The organism is Nocardioides sp. (assembly GCF_036274455.1).
GTDB lineage: Bacteria > Actinomycetota > Actinomycetes > Propionibacteriales > Nocardioidaceae > Nocardioides.
In genome coordinates, this window is record NZ_DASUFR010000184.1 from 1 (window position 1) to 20,350 (window position 20,350).

22 protein-coding genes and 1 pseudogene are annotated in these 20,350 nt (G+C 72.8%); 9 read left to right on the top strand and 14 right to left on the bottom strand.

What is annotated here, in order from left to right:
• Positions 1–533, top strand: a pseudogene (locus tag VFV89_RS18360) (hypothetical protein); the annotation flags it as partial.
• Here VFV89_RS18360 and VFV89_RS18365 read toward each other — a convergent pair.
• The 4 genes from VFV89_RS18365 to larE form a co-directional block, all read right to left on the bottom strand.
• Positions 530–925 (bottom strand): cold-shock protein, encoded by a 396-nt coding sequence (locus VFV89_RS18365; RefSeq protein ID WP_329707411.1) that lies wholly within the window; start codon positions 923–925, stop codon positions 530–532. The pseudogene VFV89_RS18360 and the gene VFV89_RS18365 overlap by 4 nt on opposite strands.
• 97 nt (positions 926–1,022) lie before the next feature.
• Positions 1,023–1,727 carry a M50 family metallopeptidase gene (locus tag VFV89_RS18370; protein ID WP_329707412.1) on the bottom strand — a complete coding sequence of 235 codons (705 nt, stop codon included), beginning with the start codon at positions 1,725–1,727 and terminating at the stop codon, positions 1,023–1,025.
• A 2-nt stretch (positions 1,728–1,729) separates the two neighbouring features.
• Positions 1,730–2,056, bottom strand: coding sequence for a hypothetical protein (locus tag VFV89_RS18375; protein ID WP_329707413.1), 327 nt, complete (start codon positions 2,054–2,056; stop codon positions 1,730–1,732).
• Positions 2,053–3,462, bottom strand: coding sequence for an ATP-dependent sacrificial sulfur transferase LarE (gene larE / locus VFV89_RS18380; protein WP_329707414.1), 1,410 nt, complete (start codon positions 3,460–3,462; stop codon positions 2,053–2,055). The genes VFV89_RS18375 and larE overlap by 4 nt, the downstream gene beginning before the upstream one ends.
• A 36-nt stretch (positions 3,463–3,498) precedes the next feature.
• On the opposite strand from larE, the gene VFV89_RS18385 reads away from it, so the two are divergent.
• The gene (locus VFV89_RS18385) at positions 3,499–4,179 is read left to right on the top strand and encodes a molybdopterin-dependent oxidoreductase (protein WP_329707415.1); all 681 of its coding nucleotides are present in this window, start codon (positions 3,499–3,501) and stop codon (positions 4,177–4,179) included.
• On the top strand, positions 4,172–4,840 hold the full coding sequence (locus VFV89_RS18390) for a cytochrome b/b6 domain-containing protein (RefSeq protein ID WP_329707416.1): 669 nt from the start codon (positions 4,172–4,174) through the stop codon (positions 4,838–4,840). The genes VFV89_RS18385 and VFV89_RS18390 overlap by 8 nt, the downstream gene beginning before the upstream one ends.
• On the opposite strand, the gene VFV89_RS18395 is transcribed toward VFV89_RS18390, so the two are convergent.
• The 3 genes from VFV89_RS18395 to VFV89_RS18405 form a co-directional block, all read right to left on the bottom strand.
• Positions 4,770–5,315, bottom strand: a complete 546-nt coding sequence (locus VFV89_RS18395; protein ID WP_329707417.1) for a GNAT family protein — start codon at positions 5,313–5,315, stop codon at positions 4,770–4,772. The two genes, VFV89_RS18390 and VFV89_RS18395, sit on opposite strands and share 71 nt — an antisense overlap.
• A gap of 10 nt (positions 5,316–5,325) precedes the next feature.
• A complete protein-coding gene (locus VFV89_RS18400) occupies positions 5,326–5,730 on the bottom strand; it encodes a PGPGW domain-containing protein (RefSeq protein WP_329707418.1) in 405 nt (134 codons plus the stop codon).
• Positions 5,731–5,795: 65 nt separating this feature from the next.
• The gene (locus VFV89_RS18405; protein ID WP_329707419.1) at positions 5,796–7,430 is read right to left on the bottom strand and encodes an AMP-binding protein; all 1,635 of its coding nucleotides are present in this window, start codon (positions 7,428–7,430) and stop codon (positions 5,796–5,798) included.
• Between the two features lie 69 nt (positions 7,431–7,499).
• Here VFV89_RS18405 and lepB point away from each other — a divergent pair, with 69 nt between their 5' ends.
• Positions 7,500–8,261 carry a signal peptidase I gene (lepB, locus tag VFV89_RS18410; protein ID WP_329707420.1) on the top strand — a complete coding sequence of 254 codons (762 nt, stop codon included), beginning with the start codon at positions 7,500–7,502 and terminating at the stop codon, positions 8,259–8,261.
• A 3-nt stretch (positions 8,262–8,264) separates the two neighbouring features.
• Here the strand turns inward: lepB and VFV89_RS18415 are convergent, their stop codons facing one another.
• Both VFV89_RS18415 and VFV89_RS18420 read right to left on the bottom strand, forming a co-directional pair.
• Positions 8,265–8,828 carry a dihydrofolate reductase family protein gene (locus tag VFV89_RS18415; RefSeq protein ID WP_329707421.1) on the bottom strand — a complete coding sequence of 188 codons (564 nt, stop codon included), beginning with the start codon at positions 8,826–8,828 and terminating at the stop codon, positions 8,265–8,267.
• Between the two features lie 92 nt (positions 8,829–8,920).
• The gene (locus tag VFV89_RS18420; RefSeq protein ID WP_329707422.1) at positions 8,921–9,793 is read right to left on the bottom strand and encodes a LysR family transcriptional regulator; all 873 of its coding nucleotides are present in this window, start codon (positions 9,791–9,793) and stop codon (positions 8,921–8,923) included.
• Between the two features lie 72 nt (positions 9,794–9,865).
• Here VFV89_RS18420 and VFV89_RS18425 point away from each other — a divergent pair, with 72 nt between their 5' ends.
• The gene (locus VFV89_RS18425) at positions 9,866–10,570 is read left to right on the top strand and encodes an aspartate/glutamate racemase family protein (protein WP_329707423.1); all 705 of its coding nucleotides are present in this window, start codon (positions 9,866–9,868) and stop codon (positions 10,568–10,570) included.
• 44 nt (positions 10,571–10,614) lie between these two features.
• Here the strand turns inward: VFV89_RS18425 and VFV89_RS18430 are convergent, their stop codons facing one another.
• The 4 genes from VFV89_RS18430 to VFV89_RS18445 form a co-directional block, all read right to left on the bottom strand.
• A complete protein-coding gene (locus VFV89_RS18430) occupies positions 10,615–11,022 on the bottom strand; it encodes an SRPBCC family protein (RefSeq protein ID WP_329707424.1) in 408 nt (135 codons plus the stop codon).
• A 69-nt stretch (positions 11,023–11,091) separates the two neighbouring features.
• On the bottom strand, positions 11,092–12,249 hold the full coding sequence (locus tag VFV89_RS18435; protein WP_329707425.1) for an RDD family protein: 1,158 nt from the start codon (positions 12,247–12,249) through the stop codon (positions 11,092–11,094).
• A gap of 8 nt (positions 12,250–12,257) precedes the next feature.
• Positions 12,258–13,343, bottom strand: a complete 1,086-nt coding sequence (locus VFV89_RS18440) for an FHA domain-containing protein (RefSeq protein ID WP_329707426.1) — start codon at positions 13,341–13,343, stop codon at positions 12,258–12,260.
• 18 nt (positions 13,344–13,361) lie between these two features.
• Positions 13,362–14,177 (bottom strand): PP2C family protein-serine/threonine phosphatase, encoded by an 816-nt coding sequence (locus VFV89_RS18445; protein WP_329707427.1) that lies wholly within the window; start codon positions 14,175–14,177, stop codon positions 13,362–13,364.
• A gap of 30 nt (positions 14,178–14,207) precedes the next feature.
• On the opposite strand from VFV89_RS18445, the gene VFV89_RS18450 reads away from it, so the two are divergent.
• The 3 genes from VFV89_RS18450 to VFV89_RS18460 all read left to right on the top strand — a co-directional run bounded on the left by VFV89_RS18450 (position 14,208) and on the right by VFV89_RS18460 (position 18,776).
• Positions 14,208–16,472, top strand: a complete 2,265-nt coding sequence (locus VFV89_RS18450) for a helicase-associated domain-containing protein (protein WP_329707428.1) — start codon at positions 14,208–14,210, stop codon at positions 16,470–16,472.
• A gap of 17 nt (positions 16,473–16,489) precedes the next feature.
• A complete protein-coding gene (locus VFV89_RS18455) occupies positions 16,490–17,017 on the top strand; it encodes a CGNR zinc finger domain-containing protein (protein WP_329707429.1) in 528 nt (175 codons plus the stop codon).
• A 118-nt stretch (positions 17,018–17,135) separates the two neighbouring features.
• On the top strand, positions 17,136–18,776 hold the full coding sequence (locus VFV89_RS18460) for a DNA repair helicase XPB (RefSeq protein ID WP_329707430.1): 1,641 nt from the start codon (positions 17,136–17,138) through the stop codon (positions 18,774–18,776).
• Here the strand turns inward: VFV89_RS18460 and VFV89_RS18465 are convergent.
• Positions 18,740–19,021: a hypothetical protein gene (locus tag VFV89_RS18465; protein ID WP_329707431.1), complete on the bottom strand. Its 282-nt coding sequence runs from the start codon at positions 19,019–19,021 to the stop codon at positions 18,740–18,742. The genes VFV89_RS18460 and VFV89_RS18465 overlap by 37 nt on opposite strands.
• Before the next feature lie 161 nt (positions 19,022–19,182).
• Here VFV89_RS18465 and VFV89_RS18470 point away from each other — a divergent pair, with 161 nt between their 5' ends.
• Positions 19,183–20,319 carry a CDP-glycerol glycerophosphotransferase family protein gene (locus tag VFV89_RS18470; RefSeq protein WP_329707432.1) on the top strand — a complete coding sequence of 379 codons (1,137 nt, stop codon included), beginning with the start codon at positions 19,183–19,185 and terminating at the stop codon, positions 20,317–20,319.
• The last annotated feature ends 31 nt before the right edge of the window (positions 20,320–20,350 follow it).

Sequence of the window (20,350 nt, forward strand, 5' to 3'; positions counted from 1 at the left end):
CCATCGGCGACTGGCCACCGGAGGTGCTGCTCGGCATCCTCATCGGCGCCGCAGGGTTCGGCAACGCCATCGGCATCGGTCTCGCGTCGGTCCTCAAGAAGCTCAACCCTGCCCTCACCGTGGTGCTGGCCCTGCTGGCCGATGCGGTGATGGTGCTGCTGACCGCCTTCTTCTACGGCGTGCTCACCCTCGCCCTGCTCGGGCTCACCGCCGGCCTGGCCCAGTCCCTCGCCAAGCTCTCACTCGACTCGACGATCCAGCGCGACGTCCCCGAGCGCGTCCGCACGAGCGCCTTCGCCCGCAGCGACACCACGCTCCAGCTGGCGTGGGTGCTGGGTGGCTTCGTCGGCATCGCCCTGCCGCTCAACCCCACCGTCGGCCTCGCCGTCGCCAGCGTGACCCTGGTCGCCTGGGTGGTCCTGGTGCTGGTCAGCTCGCCCAACCGCAAGCGACGCACCGTCGTCAGTGACGATCTGGTCGTTGCGGAGACCCCCACACCCACCAAATCGTCACGGACGGCGGGGAAGAACTAGGCCTCGAGCTCGTCCGCCAGCGCGCGCAGCAGCTTGGCGACGGGCGCCGACGTACGGCGGTCGGGATGGCGGTCGTGGCGGTAGGCCTCGCCGACGCCGTCGAGCAGCCGGATCAGGTCCTCGACGATCGGGACCATCTCCTCGGGCTTCTTCCGCTTCGCGTGCGACTGGTTGCGCACGACGGACGCCGGCGAGTCGAGGATGCGCACCTGGAGGGCCTGGTCCCCGCGGCGGCCCTGGGCGATGCCGAACTCGACCCGGGTGCCGGCCTTGAGCACGGTCGTGCCCTGCGGCAGCGCCTCGGTGCGCACGTAGACGTCGGGTCCGTCGTCCTGAGACAGGAAGCCGAAGCCCTTCTCGGCGTCGAACCACTTCACCTTGCCAGTCGGCACGGCCTGACCTCTCGCTCTCACGTTCCTACGACGCGCCGCAGTGCGCGACCGTCCAGCCTAGCCAACCACTCCGTGCCGGCTCGACCGGATTCCGGGGTCACACGAGGTCGGGTGCGAGCGTGCTCACCCCGACCACCAGCCCGGCCAGGTTGGCCAGCAGGAGCAGCAGGATCCACAGCACGGCGGGCACCCGGGTCAGCCCGGCCAGCTGGTCGGCGTCGGAGGTCCGGGGCCGGCGCCGACCCGCGGTCAGCAGCTCGACCAGCGGCCTCGGAGCGGCGAGGAGCAGCAGCCAGGCGATGAGGTAGGCCGCCACCGACTGGACGCGCCCGTCGCCGTACCACGTGACCAGGAGGACGCCCGCCCCGCCGACGAGCAGGACCAGGAAGCCGTAGCCGTTGCGGATCCAGAGGATCAATCCGGCGCTGAGCAGGACCAGCAGCCAGAGCAGGCCGACACTACGGCCGGCGGCCAGCAGGAGCGCGGCGAGCAGCCCCAACGCGGCAGGCGCGAGGTAGCCGGCGGCCAGCATCGCGACCATGCCCGGGCCGCGTGGCTTGCCCCTGGAGACGGTCAGCCCGGAGGTGTCGGAGTGCAGGCGGATCGACCGCAGCCGCCGGCCGACCAGGAGCGCGACCACCGCGTGGCCGGCCTCGTGGACGACGGTCACGCCCATCCGGACCCGCGGCCAGGTGGACGGCAGCAGCACCAGCACCAGCGCGACCACGCCGGTGGCCAGCACGAACCGCGCGTCCGGGACCGGCTGGGTCGCGGTCGCGCGGTCCCAGATCTCGTGGAGCACCGTCAGCCCCGGGCCAACCGGTAGGCGCGCACCTCGCCGTAGCGCCGCAACCCCGCGCGCAGCAGCTCGAGGTCACGCGGCCGCGTGGCCTCGCTGAGCTCGAAGAAGCTCACCGAATCGCGCCCGAGCCCGTGGGCCGCCGCGAGCACGTCGTCGACCAGCTCGCCGGCGGCCCGCTCGCTGCTCCAGCGCAGCGCGACCGTGGGATCGGCGAAGTGCGGCGGGTAGGCGATGAGGAGGAACTCGTCGGTGTCGACCGTGCAGGCCTCGGGCGGGTACCAGATCCAGGCCGCCGCCTCGGCCAGGACCCGCTCGGGGTCCAACCTCACGCGAGCCGTTCGTTCATCGAGCCGGAGCGGAAGCCCCGGGGATCGACGACCGCCTCGGGGAAGCCGGCGTCCTGGACCAGGCGCACGAGCTCGGCCTCCTCCGGCAGCGGCAGCAGCTCCCGGTCGACCTCGACGCTCGCCCGGTCGCCCAGGTCGCGGACCCGCAGGTTGGTGACCCGGGTGCCGAGCAGGCGGCGTACGCCGTCCTCGGCCCGCTCCACGCGGGCCAGCCGGTGCGGCGTCACCTCGACGCCGTAGGCCACCCGCGACGACAGGCACGCGGCTGCGGGCTTGTCCCACGTCGGCAGCCCCCAGCGCCGCGACGCCTCGCGCACCTGGGCCTTGGTGAGCCCGGCGTCGCGCAGCGGCGCGACTGCGCCGCGCTCGTCGGCGGCGCGGATGCCGGGCCGGAAGCCCGCCACGGCGTCGTCGGCGTTGGTGCCGGTGGCTACCGTGCCGATCCCCCGCGCCTCCGCGAGCGGCGTGAGTACCTCGATCAGCTCGGCCTTGCAGAAGAAGCAGCGGTCCCCGCCGTTGGCGCGGTAGCCCTCGCGCGCCATCTCGTGCGTCTCCGGGGTGAGCAGCTCCACGCCGAGACCGGCCGCGAAGTCACGGGCCGGGTCGCGCTCGGCCCGCGGCAGCGAGTGGCTGTAGCCGGTGGCGGCGACGACGTTCTCGGATCCGAGGGTGCGCGCGGCCGCGGCCAGCAGGAACGCGCTGTCGGCCCCGCCGCTGTAGGCGACCAGGACCCGCCCCCGCTCCGCGAGGTCACGCTCCAGCGCCTCCAGCCTCGTGGCCAGCAGGTGCTCGTCGAGCCAGCCCGGGAACTCCTCGAGGCTCTCCAGCACGACGTCGGTGCCGGCCGCCTCGAGCTCCTCGCGGGTGCAGCCGCCGGTCAGGACGCTGACGCTCAGCACACCCGCGGCCCGGGCCCCCTCGACGTCGTGCACGTGGTCGCCGACGTAGATCGTGACGCCCTCGCGCCGGAGCACCTCGGCCTTGCCGACACCCCAGACCCAGCCCTCGAGGAGGTCCACATCGAGGCCGAGGTGGTCGACGTGGAGCTGGGCGTTGCGCGGGAACTTCCCCGTCACCAGCACCACCCGGCCGCGCTGGGCCCGCACCGCTGCGAGGGCCTCGTGCGCTCCCGGGAGGGTGGGGACCGACGTGATCGCGTGGTCGACGTAGAGCTCCCGGAACCGGTCGCCGGCCGCCTGGACCTGCTCGGCCCCGAGGTACGGCGCCAGCAGCTGCTCCAGCGGCGGCCCCAGCTTCGACGTCAGCTCCTCGACCGGGAGCTCGACGGCGTACTCCGCCGCGAGCTCGCGCAGCACCGCGGCGAAGCCCGGCACCGTGTCGATGAGGGTCATGTCCAGGTCGAAGCCGACCGCGAGCTGACTGGACACGGGCCAAGCCTAGGTGCGCGGTGGGATCGTGGAGGAATGGGCGAACCCGGCGCACCGGTCGGCCGCCGGCTCGTGCTGGGGCTGATCGGGCTCGGGGCGGTCGGCGTGGTCGGCGGGGCGTCGTTCTCGCGCCGCCTCTCGGAGTGGCTGGCGCCCGCCGAGCTGCACGACCCGACCGGGCTGCTGTCGGCGCTCCCGCTGGGGCCGGTGTTCCGGTTCTACTCCGTGACCGGCTCGGTGCGGCGCGAGACGGAGGCGAGCTACCGGCTGCGGGTCGACGGGCTGGTCGCACGGCCGGCGACGTACCGGCTCGACGACCTGCGCTCGCTGCCGCGCACGGCGTTCACCAGCGACTTCCACTGCGTGACCGGCTGGGTGGTGCCCGGGGTCCAGTGGGCCGGCGTGCGGCTCTCGGAGCTGCTGGACCGCGCCCAGCCGAGCCCGTCGGCGAGGGCGGTGCGCTTCCGGTCCTTCGACGGCGTCTACACCGAGAGCCTGCCCCTCGACGAGGCGAACGAGGAGCACGTGGTCGTCGCGCTGGAGATGCTCGGCGGTCCGGTGAGCCACGACCACGGCGGACCGGTGCGGATGTACGTCGACGGGCAGTACGGCTACAAGAGCACCAAGTGGCTCTCCGGCATCGAGCTGACCGAGGACGAGGTGCCCGGCTACTGGGAGCACCGCGGCTACGACGTCGACGGGACGATCCGTGAGTGACGTCGGCGTGACCCTGGCCAGGTTCACCCGCGCCGAGCGCTGGGTGCATCGCAGCACCGCCGTGCTGATGGGCACCTGCCTGCTGACGGCGTTCGTCCTCTACTACGGGCCGGTCTCACTGCTGGTCGGTCACCGGCACGCGGTCGAGCTCGTGCACGTCGTGGCCGGCTACGCGCTGCCGGTGCCGATGTTGCTGGGGCTGGGGTCGGCGGCCTACCGCGCCGACCTGGGGGTCCTGAACCGGTTCACCCGCGACGACTGGCAGTGGCTGCGATCGCGCAACCGACGCGACGGGTCCTTCGCGGTCGGCAAGTTCAACGCCGGCCAGAAGCTCAACGCCGCCCTGGTCGCCGGCTCGATGGTGGTGCTGGTCGGGACCGGCACGCTGATGTTCTGGACCGGGCTGGTGCGGCTGGCCTGGCGGACCGGCGCCACCTTCGTCCACGACTGGTTCGCGCTCGGGCTCGGGCTTCTGGTTCTCGGCCACCTCTGGTTCGCGATCGCCGACCCCGAGGCCCGCAGCGGGATGCGCAGCGGGCGGGTGACCCGCCGATGGGCCGAGAAGGAGCACCCGGCCTGGGTCGCTGGTCTCATCCGGTCTCGAGAGGACGGTCGTGCAGGAGCTTCTGGAACAGGACGTGGTCGCGCCAGGCGCCGTTGAGGAAGAGCAGCTTGGGGGCCATGCCGTACTTCTCGTAGCCCAGCGACTCGAGCACCCGCTGCGACGGCACGTTCTCGACCATGGTCCCGGCCTCGAGCCGGTGCAGCCCGATCTCCAGCGCGTGCTCCTCGAGGAAGCGCACCGCTGCCTTGGCCAGCCCGAGTCGCAGGTGGTCGCGGTCGACGAAGTAGCCGAGGATGCCGCTCTGCATCGGCCCGCGGACGATGTTCTGGATGTTGGCGCGCCCGACGAGGTCGCCCTCCGGTCCCACGACCACGAAGCTCGCGAAGAGCCCCTGCTCGACCTTCGCGAGCCGCTCCCGGGCCTCCTCCTGCTGACCCTCGAGCGTATAGAAGCTCGCCGGGCGGTCGGGGTCCCAGCGGCCGAGGTGCTCGCGGTTGCGCCGGTACGTCGTGACGAGGGCCTCGGCGTCCTCGGGCACGAAGGGGCGGATCGAGTACCCGTCGGGAAGCACGCCGCACAGGCTAGATGAGGGCCTGGGACCCCACGTAGGTGGTGACCGCACCGGTGATCGCGGTCGTCGCCACGAGGAACACGGCCCCACCGGCCGCCCCGAGGAGCCGGCGACCTGCCGTGCCGTCCTTCGGCAGCACCGCCCGGCGGGCCCACGACGCGACCCGGCCCATCCCGCCGACGAGGCCGCGCGCCCACTCGTACTCCAGGGCCAGCAGCGCGAGCCCCAGCGCGATGACGACCAGGCCAGGCCCCGGCAGGACCAGCATCGCGACTCCGGCGAGCACGACCAGCGGTCCGGCAACAGTCACTGCGACCCGGACGAGAACGGATCGAAGGGGGCTGGCTCCGGACCACGCGTCGATGCGGTCGAGGAGGGCGCGCGAGCGCGCGGAGAGGTGGGCGGTGTGCGTCATCGAGGTCCTTGGGTCCGGGGCCGGCGCCTCAGGGTCCCGCACCCACCTGAGAGGTGGCTGAGCCGTCAGCCCAGCCCGAGCCTCTCGGTCGTCTCCTCGCGCATCTGGACCTTGCGGATCTTGCCGGTGACCGTCATCGGGAACTCATCGACGATCACGACGTAGCGCGGGATCTTGTAGTGGCTCAGCCTCCCGTCGCAGAAGGCGCGCACAGCGTCGACGTCGAGCGGCTCGGCGCCCGCCCTCACCTTGATCCAGGCGCACAGCTCCTCGCCGTACTTCTCGTCCGGCACCCCGATCACCTGGACGTCCTCGACGTCGGGGTGCTGGTAGAGGAACTCCTCGACCTCGCGCGGGTAGATGTTCTCCCCACCGCGGATGACCATGTCCTTGATCCGGCCGACGATGTTGCAGTATCCGTCCTCGCGCATCTCGGCCAGGTCGCCGGTGTGCATCCAGCCGTCGGCATCGATGGCCTCGCGGGTCTTCTCCTCGTCCTTCCAGTAGCCGAGCATCACCGAGTAGCCGCGGGTGCAGAACTCGCCCGGGTCGCCGCGCGGCACCGTCTCGCCGGTCGCGGGGTCGACGATCTTGATCTCGAGGTGCGGGTGCACCCGGCCGATCGACGCCGTACGCCGCTCGAGGTCGTCGTCGACGCGGGTCTGGCACGAGACCGGGGAGGTCTCGGTCATGCCGTAGGCGATGCCCACCTCGGGCATGTGCATGTCGTTGACGCACCGCTTCATCACCTCGACCGGGCAGATCGACCCGGCCATGATCCCGGTGCGCAGGCTGGACAGGTCGTGCTCGGCGAAGGTCGGGTGGTTCTGCATCGCGATGAACATCGTCGGCACGCCGTAGACGCCGGTGCAGTTCTCCTCGTCGATGCAGCGCAGCGTGGTCTCGGGGTCGAAGCCGGGCGCCGGGATCACCATCGTGGCGCCGTGCGAGATGCAGCCGAGGTTGCCCATCACCATGCCGAAGCAGTGGTAGAAGGGCACCGGGATGCAGAGCCGGTCCTCGTGGGTGAAGTTGATCAGCTCGGTCGTGAAGTAGCCGTTGTTGAGGATGTTGCGGTGGCTGAGGGTGGCGCCCTTCGGGTAGCCCGTGGTCCCGGAGGTGTACTGGATGTTGATGGGCTCGTCCGCCGCGAGCGGCCAGTCCACCAGCTCGAGCAGGGTCACGCCGGGGTCGCTGACGTTGTGGTCGGTCCACTCCGGGCTGTCGAGGAACCACACCTGCTCGACCGGGACCTCGTCGCGCACCTGGCCGACCATCGCGCGGTAGTCGCTGGTCTTGAACTCGCTGGCAGAGATGAGCAGCTTGCTGCCGGACTGGTTGAGGGCGTAGGCGAGCTCGTGGGTGCGGTAGGCCGGGTTGATGTTGACCAGGATCGCCCCGATCTTCGCGGTGGCGAACTGGGTCAGCGTCCACTCGGCGCAGTTGGGTGACCAGATGGCCACCCGGTCGCCCTTGCCGATCCCGGCCCGGATCAGGCCGATGGCCAGCGCGTCGACGTCGCGGTCGAGCTCCGACCACGTCCACCGGCGCCCCGAGGCGAACTCGACCAGCGCCTCCCGGTCCGGGTGCGCGGCCACCGTCGCCTCGAAGCACTCACCGATCGTCTGCTCGAGGAGGGGCGGCTCGAGCTCGCCCTTCGCGTAGGACTCCCCTGAGTGTTGGGCTGCCTGCTGAGCCATGCCTCGAAACGTACGCCGGGCGGGTTGGTTGCCGGTAGGCATTGGTTTTCGGTGGGTAGGGTCGGCGGCGTGACCAGCACGGACACGGACCCGGTGGAGTCCGAGCCGCGGCACACGCCGTTCAAGGCGCTCCGGGAGACCGTGCTGCTGCTGGCCTTCGCGATCATCCTGGCGCTGGTCGTGAAGACGTTCTTCGTGCAGTCGTTCTACATCCCGTCGGAGTCGATGGAGCCCGGGCTCATCGTCAACGACCGGATCCTCGTCGAGAAGCCGTCCTACTGGGGCAGCGGCGGCCCGCAGCGCGGCGACGTGATCGTCTTCGACGACCCAGGGGGCTGGCTCAACGGCCTCGAGGAGGGCCAGCCGATGTCGCTGCTCGCGCGCGGCCTGGCCAAGATCGGCCTCTACCCCACCGGCGGCCATCTGGTGAAGCGCGTGATCGGGGTCGCCGGCGACACGATCCAGTGCTGCGACGACCAGGGCCGGATCATGGTCAACGGTCAGCCCATCGACGAGGACGGCTTCATCGAGCCCCAGAAGAACCCGCCGAAGTCCTGCGACGGGCCGATGCCCAGCGGCCAGATGGACTGCCACTGGACCGCTGGGCCGGTACCCGCCGGGACGGTGTTCGTGATGGGCGACAACCGCAACAACTCCGCCGACTCCTCGGTGCACCTGTGCCGGCCGAACGCCGAGCACTGCGACGACACGGCCGCCTATGTGCCCGTCACGGACGTTGTCGGCAAGGTGTTCGCGCTGGCCTGGCCGCTGGGCCGGGCACACTTCGTGCACACGCCGGACGCGTTCGACGACGTACCGGACCCCAGCTAGCGATCACCGCACGGTGTCGAAGATGTTGAGCTGGACGCCGCTGGCGTAGACGCGGGACTCACGGAGGGTGAGCTTCTGCTTGTCGTCCACGTCGTCGGCCCAGAGCCGCTTGCCGCTGCCGAGGACGACCGGGAAGACCTGCAGGTGCCACTCGTCGACGAGGCCGGCCCGGTGCAGCGACTGCGCGAGTGTCGCGCTGCCGTGGACGCCGATCGGGCCGCCGTCGCCCTCCTTCAGGGCGCGTACGGCGTCGAGGTCGCGGACCACGGTGGTGTTGGTCCAGGTGGGGCTCTCGAGGGTGGTCGAGACGACGACCTTCTCCAAGGAGTTGAACTTGTCCGCGAACTCGCCGTCACGCTCGGGCCAGGCGGCGGCGAAGCCCTCGTAGGTCCGGCGTCCGAGCAGCAGCGTCTCGGTGGCGAAGGTCTCCTCGCCCTTGAACTCGTACTGGGCCGGGTCGCTCTCGATGTCGAAGGTCCAGCCGGTGTGCTTGTAGCCCTCCTCGCCTCCGGGCGCCTCGATGACGCCGTCCAGGGAGATGAACTCGGTGACGTAGATGGTGCGCATGTCCAGATCCTCTCTGCTTCGTCGTGGTCGGTGGTGCTCGCACCCACTCCACGAGCGGGTGCGGCCGGATACGACAGCCGACCGAGGAGCTGTCAGCCCGCCAGCTCGCGCACCAGCGCGGCGGTGGCGGGGACCAGGTCGGCGCCCTCGCGGTGGACGACCCCGAAGGTGCGGGTGCCGAACGACGGCTGCTCGCGCACCCGCACGCCGGGGTGCTGGTAGGCGTCGAGCGCCGAGCGCGGCAGGAGCGTGACGCCCAGGCCGACGGCGACGAGGTTCTGGACGACCACGTAGTCGTCGCTGACGTGCCGGACCGCGGGGGTGAACCCCGCCGCGGCACAGACGTCCATGGCGTGCGCCCGGCAGCGCTCGCAGCCGACGATCCACGGCTCGCCGGCGAGGTCGGCCAGGCTCAGCCGGCGCCGCTCGGCCGCCGGGTGGTCGGCGGCGACCACCAGCGCCACCGGCTCGGCGCCGAGCGGCCGCCAGCTCAGGCCGGCCGCCGGCTCCGACCCGTCGTAGGAGAACACCAGGGCCAGGTCCGCATCACCGGCGGAGAGGAGGCCGAGCGCCTCCGGCGGCTCGGCCTCGGCCAGCTCGACGTCGACCTCGGGATGCCTGGCCCGCAGCCCGGCCACGGCGCGCGGCACGAGGGTGGCCGCGGCCGACGGGTACGCCGCCAGCCGGACCCGGCCGCGCCGCAGCGCGGTGAGGTCGGCGAGCTCCTCCTCGGCCATGTGCAGCTGGACGGCGAGGGCGTCGGCCCGCGCGAGCAGCACCCGCCCGGGCTCGGTGAGCTCGACCCCGCCGGCGCCCCGGAGCAGCAGCGCACAGCCGGCCGCCCGCTCCAGGGCGCGCAGGTGCTGGCTCACCGCGGGCTGGGTCCAGCCCAGCTCTCGGGCGGCGGCGCTGATCGAGCCGGCCCGGGCCACTGTCCGGAAGATGAGCATCCGCCGCGGATCCATAAGCAGATCTTATGACCTGGCGTACGAAGACAGGGCTTCCTTGGATCCTGGTCCGACCCGACCATGGAAGGCATGAAGACGATCGGCCTCGTCGGCGGCATGAGCTGGCACTCGACTGTGGAGTACTACCGGGTCATCAACGAGCTGGTGGCGGAGCGCCAGGGCGGCCACGCGTCGGCCCGGGTGACGCTCCAGTCGCTCGACTTCGCCGAGGTGCGGGCCTGCCAGGTCAAGGGCGACTGGGCGAGGGCCGGACGGCTGCTCGCGGACGCGGCGCAGAGCTGCGAGCGCTCGGGCGCCGACGTGGTCCTGATCTGCACCAACCTCATGCACCGGGTGGCCGACGACGTCCAGGCTGCCATCGACGTACCCCTCCTGCACATCGCCGACGCCATCGCCGACCGCGCCCGTGACGAGGGCTGGTCCCGGCTCGGTGTGCTCGGCGCCCGCTGGGTGATGGAGGAGGACTTCTACGTCGGCCGCCTGGCCGGCCACGGCCTCGACGTCGTGGTGCCGGGCCCGGACGACCGGACCGAGGTGGACCGGGTCATCTTCGAGGAGCTCACCCGCGGGATCGTGCGCGAGGAGTCACGGGCGGCGTACGCCGGGATCCTGGGCCGGCTCGCCGACCAGGGTGCCGAGGCGGTGGTGCTCGGCTGCACCGAGATCGAGCTGCTGGTCCGGCCCGAGGACGCGCCGCTGCCGGTGCTCGCCTCGATGCGCACGCACGCCGAGGCTGCGGTGGCGGTCGCGCTGGGCGACCGGGTGGCTGCCTAGTTGAACACCCTCGTGAGCTTCGCCCCCGGGGCCATGCCCAGGGCTCAGCGGCCCTCGGCCATCGCGCAGAGCGTGTCCATGGCCTTGGGGGCGTCCGCGGTCACCATCGGGCCGATGTCGTCGGCGCCCGGACCGGTCACCCAGGTGCTCACGGTCACCTCGGCGCCCTCGGCCGAGTCCTTGACCACGTGGTCGATGTGGATGCTGAGTCCGCCCATCTCGAGCCGGTCGAGGTAGCGGTGGCCGGGCTCGACGATCTCGAGCGTCACCGGAACCTCGATGCCGCCGGTCAGGACCATGGTCCCGGCCGCGCCCTCGGCGAAGTGACCCTCGAGCGCCACGCACTCCACCGACGGGTCCCAACAGTGCCAGCTCCCCGGATCGCTCCACAGCCTCCAGACGTCCTGCGAGGTCGCTGAGGTGGTCACGGTCCGCGAGTGCTCGAAGGTCACGGGTCGAACCTAACCGCATCGTCCGGACGAGGTAAGCCTTGACATCTCGCAACAGCGGCCCCGGGGGCTTCAGTCGATGCGGGCCACCCTCATCTCGCGGTCGCCGAACCGCACCCGGTCGCCCTCTCGAATCGTGGCCGGCTTGCCGCCCACCAGCCGCCTGGTGACCCCGGCCCGGATCAGCAGCGACCCGTTGGTGGAGCCACGATCCATGACCACGAGCGCCCCGTCGGGCACCACCTGGAACTGCGCGTGCGTCTTGGACAGGCTCATGTCGTCCGACGGCAGCGTCACGAGCCGCTTCACCGGCTCACCGGGCCGGGGCTCGGGACGGCGGCCGACGAGGGTGAGCCCACGCACCTCGAACTGCTCGCCGGTGTCGAAGGTGACCTGCCAGCGGGCCCCGGCTCTCGCGGCCGGCGCCGGCCGGGGCTGGGTGCGCTCACCGGCAGCCAGGCCGGGCGGCGGCGCCGAGGGGCGTGGGCCACGAGCAGGTGGTTCGGCCGGCGGAGCGGCCGGAGCGTCCCCGACGAGCGGCCAGCCCAGCCCCTGCCGCGGGGTCACCGCCGGGGCGACCGGCGGGGTCACTGGCGGCTCGGCCAGCGGCTCGGACGGCGTGGCCGGGCGCCTGCCGCGGGTCGGGATCCGGCGCGGCGGAGTCGGGGAGGCCGGCACGAGCCGCATCGCGGTGAGGTTCACGACCTGGCGCGGCGGCTCCTCGTCCGGCTCCTCGGCCGCCGCCCGCGGGCGCACGTCGACCACCACCGTCCCGGTGCGCAGGTCGTGCCAGCCGCGGCGCCATCCCGACGGGTCGACCATCGCGGTCCAGGCGAGCGCGGCGGCGCCGAAGCCGAGGGTGGGCAGCGTGGCGACGCCGAGGATCAGGGTGCGCAGCGTCGCGCGGGCCACGCCGACCGGCCGCGCGTCCTCGGCGGAGAGGACCCGCAGCCCGAGCATGGCCTTGCCCGGGGTGAGCCCGTAGAGGCCGACGAGCATCGAGGTGACCAGCCCGACGAGGAGCACCGTCCCCGCGATCGCGGCGATGCCGGTCCAGAGATGACCGGGCTCGATCAGGGTGACGTAGGCGACGTAGGCCTCGCAGGCCAGGATCCCCCAAGCGATGAGCCGGTCGATCACGAACGCGTAGAACCGCCGATCGGCTCCGGCCACCAGATGCTCGACGGCCAGCTCCTCGGCGTACGCCTCGGTGACGTAGCTGGTGGTCACGGGAGACCTCAGGGGCTGGCGACCTGGATGGTCACCCCGTCGCCCAGGTCGATGATCGCGCCTGGGATCAGCTGCACCGCCACGCCCGGGGACAGGTCCTCCGGGCCGAGGCCGGGCTGGACGACCACGGTCCCGTTGGTGGAGCCGAGGTCGGTCACCACCGCACTGCCATGGTCGGCCCCGGAGCCGGGCCGGACCTCGACGTGGGTCGAGGAGATCTCCAGGTGCGGGCTCGGCACGGTGACCAGCCGCGGCTGCTCGGTGTCGTTGAAGTGGCGCGCCTCGGGGGCCCTGCCGATCACGACCGCGCGGTCCACGTCGACGACCTCGCCGTTGGAGATGAGCAGCCGGGCGACCGGGACGGTGACGTCGGGCGCGGGCGGCTGGCCCGGGATGCCCGGCGGGGCCGGCGGTGGGGGCTGCCAGGCGCCGGTCACGGTGAGCCCGTCGTGGTCGGTCTCGGGCGCCGCGGGGGGCGCCTCGACTGGAGGCGGCGGCACGGGCACCGGAGGCGTGGGGATCCAGTCCGGCGGCTCGGGTGAGCGCGCCGGTGGGATCGGCTCCGCGCCGTGGTCGACGTCGTCCTCGTGATCGTCGGCGTCCGCGGGCAGCGGGAACTCGCGCTCGTAGGCCGGCTCCGACCCGATCTCGTCGGGACCCTCGTGGGCCGGCGCCTCGTCGAGCCGGGAGATGCGGAACAGGCCACCGTCGACGACGTACGACGTGGTGTCGAGCCCGAGCGGGTCCTCGCGCAGGACGATGCTCATCCGCTCCACCTCGGCGAAGGACCGCTCGACCCAGGTGGTGGCGTCGGAGCCCTCGAGCGCGACGGTCTCACCGGCGACCCGGAACTCGGCGCGGGCGGGGCCGCGGATGACCACCCGGGTCTCGCCCTCGCCGGTGCTGACCAGCACGAACGCCGGCAGGTCGCGCAGCCCGCCCGAGATCAGCGCGTCGAGGGTGACGTCGAACCCGGCACCACCGTCGACGAGCTCCCACAGGCCGGCGACCCGGGGCTTCTCGGTCGGCGGGAGGATGACCACGGCTCGGTCGCCGACGATGCCGAACCAGTCCCCGGGCCGGTAGGAGCGCACGCTTGCATCCGCCATGGCCTACGAGACACCCCCTAGCTTCTGCTCGAGACTCGCCCACTGTCGCTCGGAGTCGTAGGGCTGGTCGGGGCCCAATCCCACCACATCGACGACCACCGCGGTCGCGTTGTCGTCACCGCCGGCATCGAGGGCGGCCGCGACCAGCCGATCGGCCGCGTCGCGCGGGTCGGGGCTCTGCGTGAGGATCTCCGCGATCCGGGTGTCGTCGACCAGGCCGCTGATCCCGTCGGTGCACAGCAGCAGCCGCTCGGCCTCGGCGAGGCTGAGCGCGAAGAAGTCGGCCGGCTCGAGCACCGGCCCGCCGAGGGCCCGGGTGATCACGTGGCGCTCCGGGTGCGAGCTCGCCTGGGCCGCGGTGATCTCCCCGGAGTCGACCATCTCCTGCACCACGCTGTGGTCGACGCTGACCTGGCGCAGCTGGCCGGCCGCCACGGCGTAGATCCGCGAGTCGCCGAGGTTGGCGAGCAGCCACGCGGGCGCGCCGGCGTCGTCCTCGACGAGGAGCGCCGCGACCACGGTGGTGCCCGGCGTACGACGTGGCCCGGGGCCGTGGGCGGCGAGCTCGCCGATCCGGCGTTGGCTGGCCTCGAGTGCGGCGGTCACCGCCTCCCGGCCGCGGGTCGGCTCGAAGCCCCGCTCGGCCAGCCGCGCGAACTCCTCCACCACGATCCGGCTGGCCACGTCGCCGTCCTCGTGGCCGCCCATGCCGTCGGCGACCACGAAGACCGGCGGTGCGACGAGGTAGGCGTCCTCGTTGGTCTCCCGCAGCAGCCCGACATCGGTGGCCGCGCCGTGGTGGAGCTGGACCTGGCTCACCGCGCAGGGCCCGTCAATAGACTTGGCCGGATGGCATCGCCCGGGTTCCGCTCGCTCGCCGACCAGCTGCGAGGCTGGCCGGACGACCGGCTGTCCCGGCTGCTCACCGAGCGTCCCGACCTGGCCACACCCGCTCCTCATGACTCCGGCCAGCTGGCCTCCCGCGCCGCCACCCGCTCCTCGATCCTGCGCGCGCTCGACCAGCTGAACCGACTCGAGCTCTCCGTTCTAGATGCCCTCGCGGTCACAGGTCAAACGTCGCCCGAGACGCTCACGAGCATCGTGCACGCCGATCCGTCGGCCGTCCAGCGCGCCGTCACGCGGCTGGTGGACCTCGCCCTCGCGTGGGAGTCGCCGGGCGGGCTTCGGCCGCTGACCGGGGTCGCCGAGGGGTTGACCGGCGGACCCGGCGCGGGCGTCAGCGGGCTGCGGCCGTCCAGCTCACCCACGCCGCCGCCGGCTGAGGTCTCCGAACGGCTGGGCGAGCTCTCGCCGGCGGCCCGGGCCATGCTCGAGCACGTCCTCGACGCCGGCGGCGAGGCCACCACGGAGGGACGGCACACCGTGTCGCCCGAGGACGCCGCGACGCCGGCCGAGGAGCTGCTCTCCCGGCGGCTGCTGGTGCCCCGCGGCACCGGCACGGTGGTCGTCCCGGGTGAGGTCGGGATCGCCCTGCGCGGCGGCCACACGACGACCGAGCCGGTCGACGACATACCGGCCCTGGCCACCACCGAGCGCGCGGAGGCGCAGGTGGACGCGGTGGCCGCGGGCGCGGCCTTCGAGGCGGTCCGCCGGCTCGAGCTGCTCCTCGACCTCTGGGGGGCCGAGCCGCCGACGGCGCTGCGCAGCGGCGGGCTCGGCGTCCGCGACCTGCGCGCGACCGCGGCGGCACTGCACCTCGACGAGGCCACCCTCGCGCTGCTCGTCGAGGCGGCGTCGGCCGGCGGGCTCATCGCCACCGCCGCCGACCCCGCCGGGCAGCCGGTCTGGCTGCCGACCGACCTGGTCGACGGCTGGGTGCTGCGACCACCCGCCGAGCGGTGGGCCGGGCTGGCCCGCACCTGGCTGGAGAGCCCCCGGATGCCCGGGCTCGTCGGCTCCCGCGACACCGCGGGCAAGCCCTGGAACGCCCTCTCCCCCGAGCTGGCCGGCCTGCACATGGCGGAGACCCGGGGGATGACCCTGGCCGCGTTGGCCACGCTGGCGCCCGGGGAGTGCCTGGCGGCCGGCACCGGGGTGCCGTCGGTGGCCGCGCAGCTGCGCTGGCAGCGGCCGCGCCGGCCGCGCACCCGCGACGACCAGGTGCTGTGGACGGTCGCCGAGGCGGCGATGCTCGGCGTCACGGGGCTCGACGGCCTGGCGTCGTACGCGCGCGACCTGCTGGCCGGCGAGGACGAGAAGGCCGCGAAGGCGCTGGCCGGACTGCTCCCCGAGCCGGTCGACCACGTGCTCCTGCAGGCCGACCTCACCGCGGTCGCGCCCGGACCGCTGGAGTCGCGGCTGGCCCGCCGGTTGCAGCTCCTCGCCGACGTCGAGTCGCGCGGCGGGGCCACCGTCTACCGGTTCACGCCCGGCTCGGTGCGCCGTGCGCTCGACACCGGCTGGACCGCCGTGGAGCTCCACGAGTTTCTCGAGTCCGTGTCGCGGACCCCGGTCCCCCAGCCGCTGACCTACCTGGTCGACGACACCGCCCGGACCTTCGGCGCGGTGCGGCTCGGGCACGCCGAGGCGTTCCTGCGGGCCGACGACGAAGCGGCCCTCACCGAGCTGCTGCACCACCCGAAGGCCCCGTCGCTCGGGCTGCGCCGGCTGGCGCCCACGGTGCTGGTGAGCAGTGTCCCGCTCGACCTCCTGCTGCCACGGCTGCGCGAGCTCGGCGTGGCCCCGGTGGTCGAGGCCGAGGACGGCACCGTGCACGTGGTCCGGCCGGACGCCCGCCGGGCCCGCACGCCGCGGGAGCACCGCGGCCGCGGCGCCGCCGCGGCCCGGCGTACCGCGACGGTCTCCGCCGTGGTCACCGCGATCCGGGCCGGCGACCGGGCCGCGTCGTCCCGCCCGGTTGCGCCCGAGGCGGCGCTCTCGCCGTCGGGCTCGCTGGCCGCGCTGCGCGAGGCGGCCGAGGTCGGGACCCCCGTGCTCATCGTCTACGTCGACAACCACGGCACCCGCAGCGAGCGGGTCGTCGACCCGGTCTCGGTCGAGGGCGGCGTGCTCACCGCGCACGACCAGCGGGCGGACGACGTCCGCACCTTCGCCGTCCACCGGATCACTGCTGTAAGACCCATTTCGGGGTAGCGACCTACACTGGCTGGGTGGACTTCATCCGGTACGCCGAGCGATCGGCCGGCCTCCTCAACGCCGAGATCACCGGCGTTGACGCACTCCGGGCCCATCTCGCGGACCGCGACTGGCTGGTGCTGCAGAGCACCGACCGCGACTGCATGCTGCTGCGGAAGTTCCAGCGCGAGCTGCGCCCGGTCTTCGAGGCCTCGGCCGCCGGCGACACCCAGGCGGTCGTCGACGGCATCAACGAGCTGATGGTCCGGCACCCGATCACCCCGCAGATCTCCAACCACGACCCCGGGCACCTGCACATCCACGCGGCCTCCAAGACCCAGTCGGTCGCCGAGCTGCTCGTGGGCGAGGCGCTGCTCGGCCTGGCCAACCTGGTCTGCGACCTCGGCCCGACCCGGCTGGGCCTGTGCGCGGCCGCGCCGTGCACCAACGTCTACGTCGACACCTCGCCCAACCAGTCGCGCCGCTACTGCTCCGACCGCTGCTCCTCGCGGGCCAACGTCGCGGCCTACCGGGCTCGGCAGAAGGCCGTGGCGTCGGCGTGAGGTGCGGGTGGGAGTTTCGTCGGCCAGCCGACGGATCTCTCGCAAGGACGACGAAACTCTGTCGTCCCAGCGAGGGTTTCGTCGGCCAGCCGACGGATCTCCCCATCCCGAGGCGCCCATGAACGACGGACCCCTCATCGTCCAGTCGGACAAGACGCTGCTGCTCGAGGTCGACCACGAGCGCGCCGCCGACTGCCGCAAGGCGATCGCGCCGTTCGCCGAGCTCGAGCGGTCGCCAGAGCACATCCACACCTACCGGCTCACGCCGCTCGGGCTCTGGAACGCCCGGGCCGCCGGGCACGACGCCGAGCAGGTCGTCGACACCCTGCTGGAGTACAGCCGGTACGCCGTCCCCCACGCGCTGCTCGTCGACGTGGCCGAGACGATGGCCCGCTACGGCCGGCTCCGGCTGGAGAAGCACCCGACCCATGGGCTCGTCCTCGTCTCGAACGACCGCCCCGTCCTCGAGGAGGTGCTGCGCGCCAAGAAGGTCGCCGGGATGCTCGGCATCCGCATCGACGACGACACCGTCGCCGTGCACCCCTCCGAGCGAGGCAACCTCAAGCAGGCGCTGCTCAAGCTGGGCTGGCCGGCCGAGGACTTCGCCGGCTACGTCGACGGCGAGGCGCACCCGATCTCGCTGGACTTCACCGACTGGCACCTGCGCGACTACCAGCGCGAGGCGGCCGAGTCGTTCTGGCACGGCGGCTCCGGGGTCGTCGTGCTGCCCTGCGGCGCCGGCAAGACCCTGGTCGGCGCGGCGGCGATGGCGCACGCGCAGGCCACCACGCTGATCCTGGTGACCAACACCGTCTCCGCCCGGCAGTGGAAGGACGAGCTGCTCCGGCGTACGTCCCTGACCGAGGACGAGATCGGCGAGTACTCCGGCTCGGTCAAGGAGATCCGGCCGGTCACCATCGCGACCTACCAGGTGATGACGACCAAGCGCTCCGGGGTCTATCGCCACCTCGAGCTCCTCGACGCGCGCGACTGGGGGCTGATCGTCTACGACGAGGTGCACCTGCTGCCGGCGCCGATCTTCCGGATGACCGCCGACCTCCAGGCCCGGCGGCGGCTCGGGCTGACCGCGACCCTGGTGCGCGAGGACGGCCGCGAGGGTGACGTGTTCTCGCTGATCGGGCCCAAGAGGTACGACGCCCCGTGGAAGGACATCGAGTCGCAGGGCTGGATCGCCCCGGCGGACTGCGTCGAGGTCCGGGTGACCCTGCCCACCGACGAGCGGCTGGTCTACGCGACCTCCGAGCCGGACGAGCGCTACCGCATCGCGTCGTGCACGTCGCAGAAGCTGCAGGTGGTCCGCGACCTCATCGCCGCCCACGCCGCGCAGCCGACCCTGGTGATCGGGCAGTACATCGACCAGCTCGACGAGCTCGCCGCCGCCCTCGACGCCCCGGTCATCAAGGGCGAGACCCCCGTGAAGGAGCGGCAGCGGCTCTTCGACGCGTTCCGCCACGGCGAGGTCGGGCTGCTCGTCGTCTCGAAGGTCGCCAACTTCTCCATCGACCTGCCCTCGGCCGAGGTCGCGATCCAGGTGTCCGGCTCGTTCGGCTCGCGCCAGGAGGAGGCGCAGCGGCTGGGCCGGCTGCTGCGGCCCAAGACCGAGGGCAAGTCCGCGCACTTCTACGCGATCGTCTCGCGCGACACCGTCGACGCGGACTTCGCCCAGAACCGGCAGCGGTTCCTGGCCGAGCAGGGCTACGCCTACCGCATCGTCGACGCCGAGGACCTGCCGGCCTGACGCCGCTCGCCGGCCAGCCGTGGCTCTCCGGTGCCTCTCGCCAGCGCCACCGAGAACACGGTGAAGCAGGCGGTGAAGGCGAGGCAGCCGGGCGAGGTGACGGCGTAGCCGATGAACGTCGCGACGACCACGGGGACCACCGCCCACCAACGCACGATGCCCGAACGGCACAGCGCGAGGGTCGCGAGCTGAAGCGCCAGCGCGAGACCGATCGGGCGGGGCAGCCGGAAGCAGGGAAGCCCCACGAGATCGCCTCCATGACAGCGCGGCAGGCCCGCCGGGACCGGCCGTGGACGGTCAGCTCCATCTTCGTCTCCCTTCACCTGGTTCACGCGACACTCGTCCCCACCGGCCTACCTCGGGGGCGAGACCCCGCTCCTTGGTGAGGCGGAACTACCATCGCGACGTGTCCGATGCGTCCGTCCTCGCGTACTTCGGGGACGGACCCGAGCGGGTCTACCAGTTCCTGCAGTGGCTCCCGGTCCTCGACGTACTCGACCAGAGCCAGCCGGTGAACGTCGTCCTCCGCGACCCGGGCACCGCCGCGGTCGTCCGGCCGCGGACCGGGCTGCCGGTGCTGGTCGCCGAGCCGTTCGCCGAGCTGCGGGCGCTGTACGCCGAGCTCGACGCCGCGGTCGGGCTCTACTGCAACAACTCGCCCCGGAACTTCGAGTCGCTGCTCGAGCCGCGGATGCTGCACGTCCACGTGAGCCACGGCGAGAGCGACAAGCACAGCTCGGCAAGCAACAACGCCAAGGCCTACGACCGGGTGTTCGTGGCCGGCGAGGCGGCGGTGCAGCGCTACCGGCACGGCCTGCTCGACTTCGACACCGATCGGCTGGTCCGGATCGGCCGGCCGCAGCTCGACCTCCGGCCGCCCGCGGTGCTACCCCCCAGCAGCCGCCGCACCGTGATCTACGCGCCCACCTTCGAGGGCGACGCGGACTACAACAACTACTCCTCGATCGACGTGCTGGGACCCGAGATCGTCGGCCGGCTGCTCGCCGTGCCCGACGTGCGCCTCGTCTACAAGCCGCATCCGCGGATCCCGCACAGCCAGGACCCGTTCGTCCGGTCCGCGCACCGCGAGGTCGTCCGGCTCGTCACCGAAGCCACCGAACGCGACCCGGGCGCGTGGCACGCCGTCCTCGAGGACGCCGACATCCTCGCGGTGCTGCCGGACTGCGACGCCATGGTCACTGACGTGTCGTCGGTCGGCCTGGACTGGCTCTACCTGCGCACCGACCAGCCGCTGTTCGTCGTCGATCGGCACGAGGACATCGCCCGGCTGCACGCCGAGGTGCCGGTGAGCCAGTGCGCCGACGTCGTCGACTCGACCACCGTGGCCGGGCTGGGAGACCTGGTCGCCGCGCGGCTCGAGCACGACGAGCTGCGGCCGGCCCGTGCGGCCATGCGCCGTCACTACTTCGACGACGTCGCCGTCGGCGAGAGCACCACCCGCTTCGTCGACGCGGTGCGCGACCTGGTCTCGCTGCGGGACCGGCTGCTGGAAGCCAAGACGGAGACGGGCGCGCTCAACTGACCCGCGGAGGTCTCGACAGGCTCGACCAGCG